The 17,281-nt window shown below is 41.9% G+C and carries 17 protein-coding genes; 13 read left to right on the plus strand and 4 right to left on the minus strand.

The window, feature by feature from the left end; all coding sequences use genetic code 11:
- Window positions 1–47: 47 nt before the first annotated feature.
- Both BJP34_RS33320 and BJP34_RS33325 read right to left on the minus strand, forming a co-directional pair.
- Entirely contained in the window at window positions 48–671 is a 624-nt protein-coding gene (locus BJP34_RS33320) for a helix-turn-helix domain-containing protein (protein WP_070396032.1), read from the minus strand.
- A gap of 150 nt (window positions 672–821) precedes the next feature.
- Window positions 822–1,556 (minus strand): peptidylprolyl isomerase, encoded by a 735-nt coding sequence (locus tag BJP34_RS33325; RefSeq protein WP_070396033.1) that lies wholly within the window; start codon window positions 1,554–1,556, stop codon window positions 822–824.
- A 610-nt stretch (window positions 1,557–2,166) separates the two neighbouring features.
- Between BJP34_RS33325 and BJP34_RS33330 the strand changes: the two genes are divergently transcribed.
- The 5 genes from BJP34_RS33330 to BJP34_RS33350 all read left to right on the plus strand — a co-directional run bounded on the left by BJP34_RS33330 (window position 2,167) and on the right by BJP34_RS33350 (window position 7,537).
- The gene (locus tag BJP34_RS33330; RefSeq protein WP_070396034.1) at window positions 2,167–2,418 is read left to right on the plus strand and encodes a hypothetical protein; all 252 of its coding nucleotides are present in this window, start codon (window positions 2,167–2,169) and stop codon (window positions 2,416–2,418) included.
- 534 nt (window positions 2,419–2,952) lie between these two features.
- Window positions 2,953–4,140: a phosphotransferase family protein gene (locus tag BJP34_RS33335; RefSeq protein WP_070396035.1), complete on the plus strand. Its 1,188-nt coding sequence runs from the start codon at window positions 2,953–2,955 to the stop codon at window positions 4,138–4,140.
- 292 nt (window positions 4,141–4,432) lie between these two features.
- Window positions 4,433–5,557: a T3SS effector HopA1 family protein gene (locus BJP34_RS33340; RefSeq protein ID WP_070396036.1), complete on the plus strand. Its 1,125-nt coding sequence runs from the start codon at window positions 4,433–4,435 to the stop codon at window positions 5,555–5,557.
- Window positions 5,554–6,600 (plus strand): aldo/keto reductase, encoded by a 1,047-nt coding sequence (locus tag BJP34_RS33345; protein ID WP_070396037.1) that lies wholly within the window; start codon window positions 5,554–5,556, stop codon window positions 6,598–6,600. Before BJP34_RS33340 ends, BJP34_RS33345 begins: the two co-directional genes overlap by 4 nt.
- Window positions 6,601–6,769: 169 nt before the next feature.
- A complete protein-coding gene (locus BJP34_RS33350; RefSeq protein WP_070396038.1) occupies window positions 6,770–7,537 on the plus strand; it encodes a peptidylprolyl isomerase in 768 nt (255 codons plus the stop codon).
- A 435-nt stretch (window positions 7,538–7,972) separates the two neighbouring features.
- Here the strand turns inward: BJP34_RS33350 and BJP34_RS38070 are convergent, their stop codons facing one another.
- Window positions 7,973–8,227, minus strand: coding sequence for a hypothetical protein (locus BJP34_RS38070; RefSeq protein WP_083305482.1), 255 nt, complete (start codon window positions 8,225–8,227; stop codon window positions 7,973–7,975).
- 624 nt (window positions 8,228–8,851) lie between these two features.
- Here BJP34_RS38070 and BJP34_RS45140 point away from each other — a divergent pair.
- The 7 genes from BJP34_RS45140 to BJP34_RS33380 all read left to right on the plus strand — a co-directional run bounded on the left by BJP34_RS45140 (window position 8,852) and on the right by BJP34_RS33380 (window position 15,609).
- Window positions 8,852–9,016, plus strand: a complete 165-nt coding sequence (locus BJP34_RS45140) for a hypothetical protein (protein ID WP_158517620.1) — start codon at window positions 8,852–8,854, stop codon at window positions 9,014–9,016.
- 582 nt (window positions 9,017–9,598) lie between these two features.
- Window positions 9,599–10,228 (plus strand): head GIN domain-containing protein, encoded by a 630-nt coding sequence (locus BJP34_RS33360; protein WP_158517621.1) that lies wholly within the window; start codon window positions 9,599–9,601, stop codon window positions 10,226–10,228.
- 137 nt (window positions 10,229–10,365) lie between these two features.
- Window positions 10,366–11,199 (plus strand): calcium-binding protein, encoded by an 834-nt coding sequence (locus BJP34_RS33365; protein WP_070396041.1) that lies wholly within the window; start codon window positions 10,366–10,368, stop codon window positions 11,197–11,199.
- Between the two features lie 130 nt (window positions 11,200–11,329).
- Window positions 11,330–11,539 (plus strand): hypothetical protein, encoded by a 210-nt coding sequence (locus BJP34_RS33370; protein WP_070396042.1) that lies wholly within the window; start codon window positions 11,330–11,332, stop codon window positions 11,537–11,539.
- A 317-nt stretch (window positions 11,540–11,856) separates the two neighbouring features.
- Window positions 11,857–13,119 (plus strand): RNA-guided endonuclease IscB, encoded by a 1,263-nt coding sequence (gene iscB, locus BJP34_RS33375; RefSeq protein ID WP_070396043.1) that lies wholly within the window; start codon window positions 11,857–11,859, stop codon window positions 13,117–13,119.
- A gap of 111 nt (window positions 13,120–13,230) precedes the next feature.
- The gene (locus tag BJP34_RS41655; RefSeq protein ID WP_149031318.1) at window positions 13,231–13,416 is read left to right on the plus strand and encodes a hypothetical protein; all 186 of its coding nucleotides are present in this window, start codon (window positions 13,231–13,233) and stop codon (window positions 13,414–13,416) included.
- A gap of 57 nt (window positions 13,417–13,473) precedes the next feature.
- Window positions 13,474–15,609: a pentapeptide repeat-containing protein gene (locus BJP34_RS33380; protein WP_070396044.1), complete on the plus strand. Its 2,136-nt coding sequence runs from the start codon at window positions 13,474–13,476 to the stop codon at window positions 15,607–15,609.
- A 137-nt stretch (window positions 15,610–15,746) separates the two neighbouring features.
- Here BJP34_RS33380 and BJP34_RS33385 read toward each other — a convergent pair whose 3' ends face one another.
- Window positions 15,747–16,358, minus strand: coding sequence for a Uma2 family endonuclease (locus BJP34_RS33385; RefSeq protein ID WP_070396045.1), 612 nt, complete (start codon window positions 16,356–16,358; stop codon window positions 15,747–15,749).
- Between the two features lie 412 nt (window positions 16,359–16,770).
- On the opposite strand from BJP34_RS33385, the gene BJP34_RS33390 reads away from it, so the two are divergent.
- Window positions 16,771–17,040, plus strand: coding sequence for a hypothetical protein (locus BJP34_RS33390; protein ID WP_202972198.1), 270 nt, complete (start codon window positions 16,771–16,773; stop codon window positions 17,038–17,040).
- The last annotated feature ends 241 nt before the right edge of the window (window positions 17,041–17,281 follow it).

A 17,281-nucleotide genomic window follows, 5' to 3' on the forward strand; every position in this document is an offset into this window, starting at 1 on the left:
CCAACTATTAGCTACTCAGTTATTGCCACAATTTTGTACTAGCTGTACTAGCTATACCAGCTGCTGATTTTTTGTGGATTGAATGGCCACAATTTCAAAGATTCAGTTAATGAGGCAGAAGACAAGTTGCGAACAACAATGCCACAACCCTCAGTTTCAGAAGGATTCTTGGTATTCTTGGCCTTGGAGGATTTATTGCGGGTGGAAAGTCCCATTTTTTTCAGCAGACGGTTGATATGGCGATCGCTGACTTCAATGCCAAACTCTCGGGTCAGATGCTTGTTCAACCAATGGGCTGTCCAAGAGTGAAATGAATAGCCATACTCACGGGGACTATGACTCACCAGCTCTTTCAAACGTTCAAGGTATTGGTCATTAATAGTCTTAGGTCGGCCAATTGGCAAAGCATTCCAATTGTGCATGTTACCCGTTTGGACTTGGCAAATCCAATACCGTGCGGTTTCTTGAGAGCAGTGTAATGCTGTACAAATTTGAGCCTGAGACTGACCTTGATCTGCCAGCAACATAATCTCAATCCGACGACGGTATTCTGGGCGTAAATTGGTTTTTAGGCTTTCTAGCAGCAATTGTCGTTGATCCGGAGTCAAAAACTGACCTGCTTCTAAATCCCTCTTTTCTGGAGCACCGTGTTGAACGTAAGTTACAACCATATGACAGCTAAATTAGTATCTACACCCTATACTGATAAAACTTTGTGAATTTTTCAAGAAGTATCGGTAAAGTTTTATTGAAGACATCGTAATTATGAAGCTCTGTGACCAGAAAAAACAGCCATTATGGCGTTTATATCGATGCTCCCGTTATAAGTGGGCAACAATTTCCATCTGTTCCAGTTGTTCCTTTAGCCAGTCAGAAAACAAGTTTGAAAGAATCTCAGAGTGCAACTGCTCATCCAATTGCGGTTGAATGATTTCCTCAACCAAAATCAGGTGTACTCCAGATGAGGTCACAATGGGTTGGAGAATCTGGGGCGGAGTAGCAGCAAAGACGGCCGCCGCAATCTCTGGCTTGAGTTGTTGGCGCTGTAGTATTCCTCGATATCCCCCAGAGCGGCGCAGTGACACGTCCTGAATATGTTGGCGAGCAATCTCATGGAAACTGATTTCCCCTTCCTTGAAGGAATAAAAGAGTTCCCACCCTAGGTCTTCGTCTTCCAAAACCACTTGGTACATGACGACTCCGGCATAATCAAGCTGGTGCTCATAAAAAAAAGACTCAACTTGATCGTTAAACAGATGTTGAGCGACCTTGTCAGCGATGGTGTTGGTGTAAATCAATGCTTCAAAATCATCAAGAGATAGATGATGTTGTTGCAGCCATGACCACGTTTCGTCAGTGTTATGAAGTTCGGTGACGAGACGGAAGTCGTCTGCTGCCTGTTGGAGTTCTTCCGGCTCCACTTGAATGCCAGCCTCTGCTGCTGCTGACTCAATAATCTTGCAAGTAACGATGCCCTCAAGTAAGGTAGGAATTTGGCAAGAGAGCCTGGCATGCTCAAAAAGAGCTTCCTGGTCAATAGTAATCAAGCTTTGCATAATATCCTGCTGAATTTTACTTCATGTGAATAGGACTTACGAAGTTTAGTTGGTTTTGCCCCCCTAACCCCCCAATATTGGGGGGTAATAATGTCAAAGTCCCCCAGAATTGGGGGATTTAGGGGGCATTGCCTAAGTCCTGTTGAAAGTGAAACCCAATGGTTAGTTGGATGAGGCACTAGGCACTATACCTAATACCTAACACCTTGGCCTAACCCTCAAAACTAAATTGACAGACTACTAATTTTGAAATAATTCATCAATTTTTATTCTAGCCATACATCTTTTAATTATGTCTGTAAAAATATTAAATTTAGTTTAAATAAGACATAAGTAACTTTATTAGGTCTTATTTAAACTAAAGATAAAAGTTATTTATTTATGTCTATAACTCAAGAATTAACCCAATAATTTATGTCTTATTCACTAGAGTAAAAAGATTGTTTTATGTCTACTCAAGGCTCGTTTAAAGTCCAAAAACAACTAGCAAAACTATTGACTTTTACTTTTTTAGGTACGATTATGAAATTAAGAAGTTAGCAAGCTTACTAGTCATGAATAGTTGGAGGCTAACTCAATAACTAACATCTGAAATTAAGGAAAAACCCAAATGTCTAGTATTAAAATCGCTGAACTGCGTCCTGCTGGTTCAGAGCTATTCCAAGATTCCGAAAGCTTCCTCAATGAGCTAAGCGATGGTCAGGAAATGGACATGGTTTTAGGAGGAGGACGCCGGAGCAAACGGAGCCGGGGTGGTAACGTAAACACTGTAAATACCATATTCAATACTGTCATTAACACTACGATCATTAACACTACGATTATCAATAAGCGTCGGGGACGCCGCCCTCGTAAGCACTAAGTTCCGTAAGTCAAGGTATTTGGCTCTTTACGAAGTCGGTTGTAACTGATATTTTGCAGTAATGTCAGTAGTCAGCCAGGGTTTAAATCCCTGGCTGATCAATCAAGTCCTCTGACCTAGGAATCAATGGTGGCCACATTATGATTTCAGTTTCCCCCCTTTTTTAAGGGGGGTTAGGGGGGATATATCTATTTTAATGGACTTTATCGGTTAGTCGGTTGTTAAAACTACCGGCGGCCTGTAGGGCTGATGGAAAATGGTGCAATATCTCAGCTTAGTCGGAGTCCTTTTGGCTCCGATTGAGTATTTGCAAAAATCCCCAACTATAAGACTTTAATCAAGACCTTATGTCCAAAAAATCAAGGTAATCCTATTGACTTTTTGTTCTGAATAAATAAAGATTAATAATTAATGATGGTAAAGCATTAAGCTAATGGGCTATATCACAGGCTAGAAGCCTGTGCCACTCTAATTGAGGTGCTATCAGCCGTAAGTCATTATTTTTTTTGTTAATTTTTTTAGTTTCAAAAAACTATGGCATTTTTATTAAGTTCTAAAAATGTTTTCGAGTACCTGATTGAGCAGGGAATTTGTAATCAACAGGAAAAAGATCTGGGTAAAATTGAACCCAAGCCTGCCAAGAACTTTAATCTGCTCCTGACCTTGCCAGAAGGTCGTAAGCTCCTAGTTAAACAAGAGCCTTACGACCAAGACGGTGAAACCGTAGGTGAGTTTTTGAAGGAATGGCGCTCTCAAGAGTTTTTACGACAATTCTCAGAGGTGAGTCACCTGGGGTCTTGGCTACCTGAAGTCCTCCATTTCGATCCAGATAATTCGATTATTGTTTTTAACTACCTGAGTGACTATCAAGACCTAACCGAGTTCTACGGTAAAGAGAATCTCTTTCCCAATGCGATCGCTAGCTCAATTGGAGCGATGGTAGCTAGTATTCATCGTGCAACGTTAGATGGTCAGGACTATCAGGACTTTTTCTCGGAACAATCAGCAGATCCATCCCCGGATCATGCTCAGAATCTGACCAAGGATTTGGAACGAATTGGTCCAGAAATATTTAGTCAAGTACCCGCAGATGGTCTGAAATTCTTTGCCCTGTATCAGCGCTACGATAGCCTCGGAAAAGCGATCGCTAAACTGAGTAATAGTTTTGATGCTTGTTGTCTGGTTCACAATGACCTGAAGTTGAACAATATCCTGTTACCCAACGATTGGGAGCAAGCAACGTCAGCCCCAGAGTCAGATGGCATCGTTCGACTTAGACTGATTGACTGGGAGCGCTCTAGTTGGGGAGACCCAGCCTTTGATTTAGGCTCAATTATCACCAGTTACCTGACCATTTGGCTAAGTAGTCTAGCGGTGAGTAAGTCGATTGATATCGAAGAAGCATTGAATCTAGCGATGACTCCCCTGGAACAGATCCAACCTTCCATAGCTGCCCTGATTCGGACTTATTGCGATCGCTTTCCTGAAATTTTAGAGCGCTACCCTAATTTTTTGCAGCGGGTGATGCAATTTTCTGGTCTAGCCTTGATTCAAACCATCCAGTCAATAATTGAGTACCAGAAATCCTTTGGCAATACAGGGATCTGTATGCTTCAAGTAGCCAAGAGCTTATTATGCCGTCCAGAAGCATCCATCCAAACAGTTTTTGGTATCTCAGAATCAGAATTGATTGGTCTTAATCAGATCTTGCACCAAGTTTAAAGTCAAAGTAGGGAACAGCGGATCTGGGAACAGGGAATAGTGTGGGGAGATGGGGAGATGGGGAGATGGGGAGATGGGGAGATGGGGAGATGGGGAGTCATAGCATTTTTCATAGCAATGAAGTAAACAGGATTTTTTCCCGACTCCCTCGGTGCGCTTGACCCGTAATTAAATTCGCCACGGGTCGCACCGCTCCCTACTCCCTACTCCCTACTCCCTACTCCCTGTTCCCAGATCCGCTGTTCCCTATTCCCTTTGCAATAACAAATAACAATTTTCAAACCACAAAACCATGCAATTACTTGAATCACTACCAAATCAACTGCCAGATGCTGTATCTGAACAGCTGCGAAGTGCCCTAGAAGACATGGTCAAGCAGCTTGAGATTCAGGAGTCGAATTTCTCTATTCGCCATCGAGATTACAAACCCTTGGAACTTCCAGCTGAGGTAGTAGAACGTTTTGGGCAATTGCCCTTAGACTTGCAAAAAAAGTATCTGAGTTTGCAACTGCGGAGTTTTCTCTACGGGCTTTACTACAACGGTTCTCTAAAAGATGATCTAGCCCTCAATGGCGATTCAGATGACCTGACACTGCACCAAAATTTAGAAAACAATACTTACCTGGGGATAGATTTAAAATTTTACCAACGATTAGATGAAAGCAATACTGGTGAGGGCTACTTTGAGCCGGATTGGTTGGTGCTAAGGCAAGAAAGTGATGGCACCCTGGCAGTAAATAAGGGGGGTTTAACTCTACATATCGAGCCGGAGGAGCATTTACAACCAGAAGCACAATCTCCCGCTGTTGGGGACGACGTTGCGGTGTTGCTACCTCCGAATCTGGTACAAAACGGATTCTATATGGCAGTCGGTAATCTCGGTATGTATGACTATGGGAATCCAGATAGTGAAGGGGAAATTGTCCGCATCTACTTCAACTTAACCGCTGAAGGTGCAGTGGCGGTAATGGGTAGCCTGACGCAACAGTTAAATCAAATCTCGGTGCCATTCTCTTTTAAGGTTCTCTATAATCCTGAGGATTACAACCGCTACGACTCAGGAGTACTCTACTTTGACAAAAACTACTATGAAGCAGTGCGGTTAGTGCTTCAGAAGGTTTATACACAACACCAATCCCATTTTAAGCCAGAAGTACCCCTGTTCACCAAATTCCTAGCGCCAGGATTGGGGTTAGCGGAAGAACCAGACCACAAATTTGCTGACCAAGAAAGTTTTGGTATGAACCGCTGTCAAATTGTTGCTAATGGCTTATTGGAAGCTCACCACAAAGGGGACGATTCTCCAGAAGCTCGCATAGCAGCCATTCTCCAACAGTTCTCTTTGTTGGAGATTGAATTGCAGCAGTGCTACCTAAATGCCAAATCTCAAGACATCTATACTCCCTTAGAGTTATGAAGCTAACTGATCTGACCAGCACCGTCACCCCATCCCCTGCTAAAGAAGCGCTTTCTGCTAGAGTTAAATTCCCAAAGTCAGATTTATCTTTTTACCGCAAACTAGGACGCACTGATTTAACCGTGAGCTGCCTGGGATTAGGTGGTGGGGGACACATTTCTAGTGAGGATACTCTCTACGCCTTTGATCAAGGAATCAACTACTTCTTCTACTCCAGCGATCTACATCACTATCTCTACAGTTCTATGGCTGGGGCGCTGCGCCAGCTGTGTGGACGGGGTTCCTCAGTTCGAGAACAGGTAGTTCTGGCAACGGTAAGTTATATGAGCAGGAGTCCCGATGCCATATTGAGTTATCTATACGATCAGTTTGTAGACTTGGAAATTGACTACATTGATATATTTTTTTGGGGTTGGATTGATGCTGACAATGGGGATAATTTTGAGAAATGCTTGAATATTTCTAACGATTTGCGCGGTCCAAATACAGTGTATCAGCGCACCATAGAACGAGTATTTGAAACCTCAGAACGTCTCAAAAAAATGGGTGCTGTGCGCTATATTGGTGCGTCATTCCACGACCACGATCTTGCCCGAAAGTGGCTAAATAGCCCTTTATTAGATGTGGTCATGGTTCGCCATAATGTTGCTCACCGCACTGCTCAGCAAAAGGTCTTTGCGGATCTAGCTCCCGAAGACCCCCAGCGACCGGGTATTGTTACGTTTAAGTCAGCTGGAATGCAGAGTATTCTTTGGACTCCCCCAGAAGAGCTACCAGAAGACTGCTGGATACCTTCAGTACCAGATTTATATCGCTATTCTTTAAGTCAGAACTGTGTAGATGTCGCCTTGGCAGGTTGGACCTCTCGTGAAGAAGTTGATGCAGCAATCAAAGGCATTCAGAAAGGCAAACTAACCCAAGCTGAACTAGACTATCTCAATCTCTATGGCGATTTACATCGCAACCGCATCAACATCGAAGAAATCCCAGCTGAACGCTTGATTTACCAACGTGAACCTGTTGTTAGTGGATCAAACAGATAGTTAGCCGTTATGTCACAGGCTTCTAGCCTGTGCCACAAAGCTAATCAGCCTATTAAATTTTCCCTTTTGAGGTTTATTTTAAGCTGACGGCTGACAGCTGACGGCTGATAGCTGATAGCTGACATAATTTATACTGTTACACTACACCATTGATTAATCACAAAAAACCATGACACAAACGACAGAAACCTTAGAAAAAACGGTAGTAGTAGAAACTTCTCCAGTAACGGATGCAGATATTATTACTTACCTGCGCCGTTCCAGGAAATTTGCTGAAATTGCTAGTTTAGCTGAACAAGATGCTTTGATTTTAGATCTGTGTGAGGAATTTAGTATTACAGTTTCCGATCAGGAATGGCAAGCGGCTGGAGATGCTTTTCGTGTAGAGCACAAGTTGCTAGGGGTTACTGAAACCAATAGTTGGTTTTCTCAGCAGAAGATTACTGTAGAAGAGTGGTCTGAAGGAATTAAAGTCCAGCTGTTGACGAAAAAATTAAAAGAGCATCTGTTTGGAGAAGTTATCGATAGCGATTATCTTAGCAATCGCGAAAACTATAAACGAGTAGCCCTATCTCAAATTCTTGTGCTTGACCTAGCCCAGGCTTTGAAAATAGTTAAAGCACTCCGCTATGACAACGCTTCTTTCTGTGCTTTAGCACTGGAACACTCGAAGGGTAAACAGTCTCAAGACAATGGCGGTTTTGTGGGGATTCGCTTTCTAGTAGAACTTTCCCAAGACATTGCCAAAGCGATTTATGACGCTAAAGAAGGGGAAGTGATCGGACCGATTCAAACTAAACTTGGCTATCACATTCTCCGAGTTGAGAAGTGGTTTCCGACGGAACTAAATGAATCAGTTAGAGAGGCAATTTTAGAATTCCTATTTCAGAATTGGTTACAGGAGCAAAGCCAGAGTAATCCTGTAGAAAATTCGTAAGCAGTCAGCCGTCAGCCGTCAGCAGTCAGCAGTCAGCCGTCAGCCGTCAGCCGTGAGCTAAAAGCTCACGCGTGCGCGTTCAGCCATCAGCCGTCAGTTCATGTAGGGTGGGCAGTGCAGCAGACAGATAATGAAGCTTGCAAAGCGCGTTGGTAGGCACTGCCCACCCTACGATTAATGGCTAATGAGGTATACATAATTTTTGCCCTGTTACCTCTTATCTTTTCCCTGTTCCCAGATCCGCTGTTCCCTATTCCCTTATACCACTGATATAAACTATAAAAAGAAATACCCCCTAAACTAAAAGCAAGTTTGGGGGGTTTATCAATAAACTGACAGGTGATACCCTATAGGCTTGTCGGTTAATTAGGTCGGATTAATGGGAAAATGTGGTACAATCACCCATTAAGGTAACCCTAATTTACCAACACCATGTTAGTGAATTTTTCTTGGTCTTCTGGTACGAATGGTTCGTGGGAAGCAGATTGGGAAGGGGTGGATTGGGAAGGTTTTGATTGGGAAAGTTTTGATTGGGAAAGGAATTGTTCGTTTACTGAATGGGTGTATACGAAATCCCCCCAACACAGAATCTATTTCCTGTTCATCAGTTAGCTCATTGAGAAAGCTTTCGGAATCATAAAATAGCTCTGAGCCAGCAGAACGTAATTCAGATATTTTGATATTACTCATTTGATTTACTCCTTGACTACAGTGAGTTTAAGTCAACTGCGATTAGATTAGATCCAGGATTAGACTTTGTTTTGTCTAGTCCTGTAATTTTCATTTTTAAATATTGGAACAATAAATTCAATAGTAATTAGGGATTGATTAGACCTAAATCAGAAGCTTCTGTCTATGTTTTTTTGAGGTTATACCAGGCTAATACTAAGAGTTAAAGATAGTTTTTTTAACGTAATACATAGAAATAAATAGTTGACTTGCGTCCAAAAATGATTGATTTTATATCAGCTATAGCAAGGGGAACAGGGAATAGGGAACAGCGGATCTGGGAACAGGGAGTAGGGAGTAGGGAGTAGGGAGTAGGGAGTAGGGAATAAAAATTTTCACAATTCCTAAATGAATTGCTATATATGCTAATGTCAGGAGTCAGACCCAATTAAAGTTAACTGTTGAGACAAGAGGACTTTGGATCGGTTAACCGGTAACCTAAATGGTTTTTGTAAGGTTAAGTTTATAAACACAGTTAACAGAATTTATGTCCAGGTAATTGTTGAAGACTTAAGGTCTTTAGTTAGGTCTAAACAATCTCCTTGATCAGCTTGACTTTCTTGGTTAAATTCAAAAAAATGATAGATGAGCTGTAAGCAGTCAGCAGTCAGCAGTCAGTTATCAGCGGTCAGCGGTCAGCTAATAGCTGATATAGCAATTCTCTGTCTTGATGCAGTCGCTCATGGGGGAAACCACGGCAGTCGCTCATGGTTAGAAGTTACCGTAAGACAGTTGAGCCTTAATCAATAAGTTTTACCCCTTTTCTGCATAGCCGACCAACCATAAAGGCTCAACGTAATCAGGTTTCGTCTCCGGGGGGACCCCCAAGACCGCGCTGCCTCCCCAAGACCGCGCTGCATCGCTATGCCATGAGGTACAAATGGATCCCCCTAAATCCCCCTTGATAAGGGGGACTTTGAGCTTGAGAAGCGTACGTCATAAATCCTATAAACGCTATAGCTGACTACTGACTGCTGAAGACTTACAAAGGAAGGACATTAATCCTGGCAATTAAGGAGTAGCTAAGGAGTAGCTGAAGTTAAGCAAAAGGAGGTTGGTAAAAAAACAATGTTATCTAAGATACCTGTTTTACTAGCATTAGCTGTTAGTGGGTTTACAGCAAATTTCGCCCCCCTAGCCCCCCAGCGAGCAATCCCTCGCTGGGGGGAAATTGAGTTAAAGTCCCCCGCCCCCCTAACCCCCCAATTCTGGGGGGAATTAGCGGATGCTTCGCTTTTTGACAGATGGGGATTTAGGGGGCTTGCAGCTAAAGGTAGTCAGGTCAATTCATCTGAAAACGTCTGTAACTCAGTTATTGGGTTAGACAGTAGTTTGCTTGATTCAGTTAAAGCACCAGTTGTTAGTCAGCTTAATACCATGATTGTTCAAGGTAGTAGTGTTTTGAAAACGGAAAGCAGAAAAGTTAGCCCTTTTACTGCGATTGACATTAGTGGTAGTTATGAGATTGAACTAGTTAGTCAGCAAACTACCAATCTTGAAATTAGCGGTGATGATAATATCTTGCCCCTAATTATTACAGAAGTCAGAGATAATACCCTATTCATTTATCCTGAAAAAAGTATTTCTCCTAAAACCATCTTAAAAATTAAAGCATCTACCCAAACTATCGACCAACTATCTACCCATGGCGCTAATTATGTGAAAGTTTACAATGTCAATAATAAGCGCTTAAATATTAAGGTAAATGGGAGCGGCAATACTGAACTATATGGCAAGACCAAAGAGCTATATCTAAAGGTATATGGAGCCGTTGATGTCAATGGTAAAAATCTTTCCTCTACAAAAGCTAAGGTTGACCTATTTGGTGCTTTCCAAGTAGATGTTTATGCGACTGAAAAGCTTAATGCTAGTGTATTTGGCTTAGGAAATATCAATTATTACGGCAATCCCAAAACCGTAATTAGAAACATATTAGGATTAGGTTCAATTACTAAATTTTAGCAAGGCAAAAGGCAAAAGGTAAAAGGCAAAAGGCAAAAGGCAAAAGGCAAAAGGCAAAAGGGGACTGGGATCTATCTTTTTAATGTGATTTCACTAATATACAGTTTAAATGCACAACAGCTTAAGGAGTAAAAACGATGATTTTATCTAGAATTAGTTTTTTTGAGGTAAGTGACGATAGTTTTTTTTCTGGATCTGAGTTTGGCATTAAGCTAGATGAATTCAATCCTCTTGCCTTTCTTGATGCAGTCGCTCATGGGGGAAACCCCCAAGACCGCGCTGCATCGCTTTTGAAATCTAGAGTCGGTATTTCTTCGTTGAATAGCAGCTTTAGTCGAAATCAGATTTTTGGCGGGAGAAGCAATGACATTCTGGTGAGTAGAGCAACCAGTGCGACTTTCAACGGTGGCAAGGGTAGTGACATTCTGACTAGCATTAGTGGTAATAATTCCTTTTCTGGAGGAGAAGATGATGACATTCTTTTAGGTGGAATAGGAAATGATACTCTTGATGGTGGGGAAGGTAACGACATTATTGCTGGCATTAGTGGAGATGACTCGATTTCTGGCGGGTTAGGGGATGACACTCTCACAGGTGGAGGTATTTTCTTGTCTAAAGACGGTAACTCTACTACTATTTTTGTCGGTGATACTAGTGGCATTGATACTCTTAGTGGTGGGGAGGGAGCGGATAGATTAGTGCTAGGGGGAAAGTCTCAATTTGTCGGTGAAACTACTGTGATTCAGTATGATGAAGCAGGGAATGATGACTATGCTCTGATTACGGACTTTGATACTCGCGAGGATGTTATTCAACTTGGTGGTTCTAAAAGTGATTATCGCTTGGATTCATCCCCGATTGGTTTACCGTCAGGTACAGGAATATTCCTAGGAAATGAGCTAACTGCTATTGTCCAAGGGAGTTCAGAGCTGGATCTTAGTGCTAGCTATTTTGAGGGTTCGGAAGGGTAGGTTGAAGGTATAAAGTTGTTTGGTTGAAGGTTGTTTGGTTGAATTCTAAATTCTAAATTCTAAAAGTCCTTGACAATAACAAGTATAATCATTACAATAATCATTGTAAACGTAATTTAGTTTTTTACTTATGTCTACAGACTTTATTACGAATCACGACAATAATCCTAAGAAACAACGTATTAAGTGCATTAAGGGCTCTCCTGAAGCAGTTACCAAGACTATTTACGGTCTTTATGCACTGGGTTATGGGTCGGTTTCCGACTGGAGCCCTTTGCAACCGACGGGGATTCCTGGGCAAGTAATTAGTTTTGCAACCAAGTATCAAACTTGGCGTTAATAGGTTAAATTTATGGGGGGGTTTCCCCCCCGGTCTGGTCCGGTAGGATCACATCGGGATTGATTCGGAAACTGATAGACATGACATAACGTTTACACCTAGTTTAAGCCTTGGTAATTCCCGGTAAATCTGGGAATTGCCGACTAGGTTGCAGACTAAGGATTTACTTCCTACGTTGTTTTGGTCACGATACCTAGGGGTGAACTCCAGCTTCTAGCTCTATCGCTAGCCATTAAGACAAAGGCAAACGTGTGGTTAGCCCAACAAGCCATTACAACATTGTCAAGGAACACATTACCAACTGAGATGCACTAATCATGCAAAATTATGTATTTGTTATTGACACAAACAAACAACCATTAAACCCAATTCCACCAAAGAAGGCACGAAGGTTATTAGACAAAGGCAAAGCTGCGGTTTTTAGGATGTACCCTTTTACTATTATTTTGAAAACGGCGATCAACAATCCTGTTGTTACCAACTGTCAACTAAAAATTGACCCTGGTAGCAAGGTCACTGGGTTTGCTCTAGTCCAAAACAATCAGGTGATTTGGGGAATGGAATTAGAGCACAGAGGAGGATTAATCAAGAAAAAACTACAGTCTAGAAGCGCTGTAAGACGCGGCAGGCGTAACCGTCATACCCGTTACAGAAAACCAAGATTCCTTAACCGCAAACGTCCAGAGGGATGGCTTCCACCTAGCTTAGAGCACAGGATTTTGACTATAGAGACCTGGATCAAACGATTAATTAAGTTTTGCCCGGTTAACGAGATTTGGGTAGAAAGAGTTAAGTTTGACACCCAAAAAATGCAAGTTCCCGAAATCAATGGTGTTGAGTACCAACAAGGGGAATTAGCTGGGTATGAAGTCAGAGAATACTTGCTAGAAAAATGGGGAAGGGAATGCACTTACTGCGGTAAACAATCCGTCCCATTGCAAATTGAACACATTCATCCAAAATCTAAAGGTGGAAGTGATCGGGTTAGCAATCTTTGTCTAGCTTGCGAAAAATGCAATCAACGGAAAGGGAATAAACCAATAGAAGAATTTTTAAAGAAGAAACCAAGTTTGCTGCAAAAAATCAAAACTAAAGCCAAGCAACCGCTGAAAGATGCGGCAGCAGTAAATGCGACTCGCAACAAGTTGGTAAAAGTGCTCTGGAACATCAAACCTTTAATTACTGCAACGGGAGCGCAAACCAAGTACAACCGAATTAAACTGGGTTTCCCAAAGGAACATTGGGTTGACGCTGCCTGTGTTGGTGATATAGAGATCTTGGAACTAAGGACAAATCAACCACTGTTAGTAACCTGTAAAGGTCAAGGAGGCAGACAAAAAGCAGCACTCAATAAGTATGGCTACCCCATTAGGCACAACCCATTAAAACCGATCAAGGGTTGGTGCAGTGGAGATATAGCCAAAAACATTCTGACTGGGGAGTTTGGGAGAGTTAACCCTAGGAGCAAAAGTAATTCCTTCAATTACACAGTCCGAGGGAATAAGGCAATAAGCTTACACGTTAAGAACTTGACCAGGGTTCACAAAAAAGATGGGTACACTTACGGTTTTTGCCGATAAATACCAAGAATTACCTGGGAATATTTGTCCTATTGTTTTACAGTATTGATATAGCCGTGGATAGTATTTCTACGGCTATTTTTTTTTGTTTTAATTTAATGGAATTGGGAAGTGCGATCGCATTTAGCGGCTCCAAAAGAGCATCGGAACGGTAGAAGTCGGTTTCAGCTACAACAACCTATTGCTGGGTTTCTCTCGAAAACCGTCTGTCGGTTAATCAACACAATTAGGTATAGTTTATTAAGAACTATTTCCAGTTTATTGACAATAACTGCTTGTTATACTAAACTGATTTAACTAAAGTTACCTATTCCTTCTTACCTGTTCCCTTTACTACATATATGACTATGGCTGATGAAAGCTAAAGACGTTCTGGAAAAGTATGCAGCAGGAGAAAGGGATTTCCGCAGGGAAAATCTTAGAGGTCAATCGTTTCAGGGGCAAGACCTTTCAGGGGCGGATTTTAGTGAAGCGGATATTCGAGGCACAAATTTTAAGAATGCTATTTTAAGGGATACTAGGTTTTGTAAAGCGAAGGCGGGATTACAAAAACGGTGGGTAATTGTTCTTCTATTGCTTTCATGGATAACGTCAGGAGTATCTGGATTTACCAGCTTGTCTGGTAGGTTTTTAGTAGCGCATATATTTACCTTTCAAGGTGTGGTAGAGCAAGTTTTCGCCTGGATAGCTTTGGTTGTAATAGTTGTCTTATTTACTGTTACCCTTCGTCAAAGTATCGAAAAAGCCGGAACTTTGGCCATAGGCATTGCCGGAGTCGGAGCTTTGGTTCTAGCCGTTGCTGGAACCGTATCTGGAGCCGGAACCGGTGCCCGTACAGGAGATTTAGCCGGCGTTGCCGGGTTTGTAGGCATAGTCGGAGCCGGAGCCGGAGCTGGTGCTGCTGCCGTAGTCGTGGGATTTACCCAAGCTCTAGGCGTAGCTTGTGCCGGTGCCGTAGGCGGAGTTTTTGCCTTTGCCTTTGCCGGAGCTGTAGCCTTTACCGTTGCCGGAACTGTAGCCTTTGCCTTTTCCGGAGCTTTTGCTGGAGAGTTAGCCGGAGTTATAACTATAGTCCTAGCTTTACTTGGGACTTACCTGGGCTGGCGTGTTCTAACAGGAGACCTCAAAGATGCCTGGATTCGCAGTATTGCTATTGCCTTTGCTGCCACAGGAGGTACTAGTTTTTACAAAGCTGATTTAACCAATGCTGATTTTACGAGAGCTACCCTCAAAAGTACAGATTTAAGAGAAGCTAATCTTACTCATACTTGTTGGCAAAATACTATTAAGCTGGATCGAACTAGACCTGGTAAAACTATCTTAGCTGATAGAGCTGTCAGAGATTTATTGGTTAGTGGTAATGGTTACAATAAGTCTTATGTTAAGGGTAATCTTAGGGGTGCAAACTTAAGAGGGGCTAATCTAAATAAGGCGAATCTAAAACTGGCTGATATTAGCGAAGCCACTTTAGAGGATGCTAATTTAGAATGGGCTAATTTAACGGAAGCTCAAGCAGTTGGTACTGATTTTACTAATGCCTATTTTACGGGAGCTTGTTTAGAAGCGTGGAATATTGATTCAACAACTAGGTTAACTGATGTTGATTGTCAGTATGTGTTTTTACTAGAGAATCCCAATGCGATGGGAAGTCGAGAGCGCCGCCCCCATGACTCTAATCGGGTTTTTCAAGCAGGGGATTTTGAAAAGCTTTATCAGCAGGTTATGAATACGGTGCAGATTCTTCTGCGTAATGGGGTTAATCCAGAAGCATTTCGTCAAGCCTTTCAAGAGTTAATAGGTAAAAATCCTGAAATTACTGGTGATTCGATTCAAGGAATTGAGAGAAAGGGAAATGATATTTTACTTACGTTGGAAGTTCCAGAATCAACTGATAAGGGGAAAGTTGAAAGAGAATTTTTGGCAGTTTATGAAGCTAGGCTGCAAGCAGCGAAACAAACGGCTCTGCTAGAAGCGGAAAGAAGTCATCTCAAGGATGTTAAGGAAATTGTTAGAGCTGCTTTTACTACTAATCAGTTATCTAATCCTACAATAAATCTTACAAATACAGTTCAAGCGGATAATGATATGTCAGATAATTCACAGAGTTTTGATATAGACCAAGGCCAAGCTAATAATCCTAACAATAACTCTAATCTTGTCAATAACTCTACTATAGGTGGTGGTATTGCTGGGAGAGATAATAAAGGGGATGTTATACACCACCATGCTCCTGACAAAAACCTAGCCGAAGCAGCAGCTGAAATTCAGCAACTTCTAAACCAACTATCCCAGACTAATTCCGCTAGTACTGAGATTGAGAAGTTAACAGTTGTAGCGAGGGCTGCTGAGGAAATCAAGAATAACCCAACCCTAAAAGCTAAGGTAGTCAATGCTATCAAAGCTGGAGGAGTGGAAGCTTTTAAGGAAGCGATAGACCATCCTTTAGTTAACATTTTGATGGCTACCATTGAAGGATGGACGGAAGTTTAGGGGTAAGTAATCAGCTATCAGTGGCGTAGGGTGTGTTAGGGACGGGCTCCCCTTGATTTTCTCCCTGTTGATATCGGTTGAGATAGCCCGGCCCATAACGCACCACCGGGTCAAACTAGAGATCCTTCCCCCTTGCCTCAGCGCAGCCCTATAAATAATTGATCTGTAGATAACTTAAGATTAGAAAAAACATAAGATTTGAGATAATCCACTCTACGAAACATTACTTTCTGATATTGATCATTCACCAAACAGCAGACCGTTACCGTCGGTTGTTTGGGGCTACCAATAAAATATTTTCCGCCAATACCGAGATAATCGACAATCCAGTATTCTGGAATCCCCAAAGCTTCGTAATCTTCATACTTACGAGCATAATCATTCTGCCAGTTTGTACTAACCACTTCAACCACGAGTTTTACAGTAGTACCCAGAGTTATTACTGGTTCCCTTGCCCACAGTGGTTCGTTGATTAGTTCTCCTTCATCAAGCACAACCAGATCTGGTCTGAAAGCGTTGAAGGTTCCCAAAGGCTGAATTAAGCAACGGTGTGGAATAAAATAAGGTACATCTAAACGATCTATTTCGACATTAAGCTTTCGGCTAATCAACGCCACGACTTGCTCGTGGGAGCCAGTTTGTTCTATCTCAATTAGCTCTCCATCAATGAGTTCGTAGCGTTGATCGTCTCCATACTGAGCAATAAATTCTTCTGGACTGATACCGGTTTTGGTTGCTGATAGAATCATAGGGAACAGGGAACAGGGAACAGGGAACAGGGAAGAGATAAGAGGCAATAGTGCTTAGTCTATTGTAGGGTGCGCTCAAAGTAATCAACATCTGCTGCTTCACCCGATTGATTATAAGAGGTTGTCTGAGAAGTCTCATTTGCTACATATAAGCCCCCTAAATCCCCCGAGCGAGCAATCCCTCGCTCGGGGGACTTTTACCAGCAAATAGATTCTTGTTCCCCCCAGAATTGGGGGGCTAGGGGGGCAAAATTCAGTATCAAAAAAATTTTCATATATCCTCTAAGGAAGGCAGCACCCAAACCCCTTGATTTTTACACTTGTTACCCTAATATTTTATCTTTTATTGTGAGTTAAAATAACTTTATCGGACTCATAATCCGATCGCCCGTAGCTTAAGAGAGTCAAAAATATGCAAACAAGTCACTTCAATCAAATTTTAGAAATGATTGACGCTCTTTCTTTAGAGAAAAAAAACGATTTAATTAATATTATTAGACATAGACAAATTGAACAAAGAAGAGAAGAAATCGCTGTTAATATTACTAAAGCTCACCAAGACTATCAACAAGGTAACGTTTTTCGGGGTACAGTTGATGATGTGATCGCCGAATTAAACGTTTCTCGCAGTTATGAGGTACGGTCATTAACCTCAAAGTCCCCCTTATTAAGGGGGATTTAGGGGGATCAATTTGTACCTTATGGGATATATAATTTCTATATAATCCTATACTACGCACTCATAAACTCAAAGGTAAATTATCAGGTGCTTGGGCTTGTTCGGTTGAATATGATTGTCGTCTTATTTTCAACTTTGAACAAAATCCAGACACCTTAGAAGAAGAAATACTTTTGATTGATATTGGCACTCACGATGAAGTTTATTAGTGGTGCGTTACGGAGCGGGCTGTTGCAACAGTCGC

Origin of the sequence: Moorena producens PAL-8-15-08-1, from assembly GCF_001767235.1 — a bacterium.
Lineage (GTDB): Bacteria > Cyanobacteriota > Cyanobacteriia > Cyanobacteriales > Coleofasciculaceae > Moorena > Moorena producens_A.

What these genes read in the sequence shown, in the direction of transcription:
- BJP34_RS33320 (WP_070396032.1), bottom strand. Translation starts at nt 671, where the DNA reads ATGGTTGTAACTTACGTTCAACACGGTGCTCCAGAAAAGAGGGATTTA.
- BJP34_RS33325 (WP_070396033.1), bottom strand. Translation starts at nt 1,556, where the DNA reads ATGCAAAGCTTGATTACTATTGACCAGGAAGCTCTTTTTGAGCATGCC.
- BJP34_RS33330 (WP_070396034.1), top strand. Translation starts at nt 2,167, where the DNA reads ATGTCTAGTATTAAAATCGCTGAACTGCGTCCTGCTGGTTCAGAGCTA.
- BJP34_RS33335 (WP_070396035.1), top strand. Translation starts at nt 2,953, where the DNA reads ATGGCATTTTTATTAAGTTCTAAAAATGTTTTCGAGTACCTGATTGAG.
- BJP34_RS33340 (WP_070396036.1), top strand. Translation starts at nt 4,433, where the DNA reads ATGCAATTACTTGAATCACTACCAAATCAACTGCCAGATGCTGTATCT.
- BJP34_RS33345 (WP_070396037.1), top strand. Translation starts at nt 5,554, where the DNA reads ATGAAGCTAACTGATCTGACCAGCACCGTCACCCCATCCCCTGCTAAA.
- BJP34_RS33350 (WP_070396038.1), top strand. Translation starts at nt 6,770, where the DNA reads ATGACACAAACGACAGAAACCTTAGAAAAAACGGTAGTAGTAGAAACT.
- BJP34_RS38070 (WP_083305482.1), bottom strand. Translation starts at nt 8,227, where the DNA reads ATGAGTAATATCAAAATATCTGAATTACGTTCTGCTGGCTCAGAGCTA.
- BJP34_RS45140 (WP_158517620.1), top strand. Translation starts at nt 8,852, where the DNA reads ATGAGCTGTAAGCAGTCAGCAGTCAGCAGTCAGTTATCAGCGGTCAGC.
- BJP34_RS33365 (WP_070396041.1), top strand. Translation starts at nt 10,366, where the DNA reads ATGATTTTATCTAGAATTAGTTTTTTTGAGGTAAGTGACGATAGTTTT.
- BJP34_RS33370 (WP_070396042.1), top strand. Translation starts at nt 11,330, where the DNA reads ATGTCTACAGACTTTATTACGAATCACGACAATAATCCTAAGAAACAA.
- iscB (WP_070396043.1), top strand. Translation starts at nt 11,857, where the DNA reads ATGCAAAATTATGTATTTGTTATTGACACAAACAAACAACCATTAAAC.
- BJP34_RS33380 (WP_070396044.1), top strand. Translation starts at nt 13,474, where the DNA reads ATGAAAGCTAAAGACGTTCTGGAAAAGTATGCAGCAGGAGAAAGGGAT.
- BJP34_RS33385 (WP_070396045.1), bottom strand. Translation starts at nt 16,358, where the DNA reads ATGATTCTATCAGCAACCAAAACCGGTATCAGTCCAGAAGAATTTATT.
- BJP34_RS33390 (WP_202972198.1), top strand. Translation starts at nt 16,771, where the DNA reads ATGCAAACAAGTCACTTCAATCAAATTTTAGAAATGATTGACGCTCTT.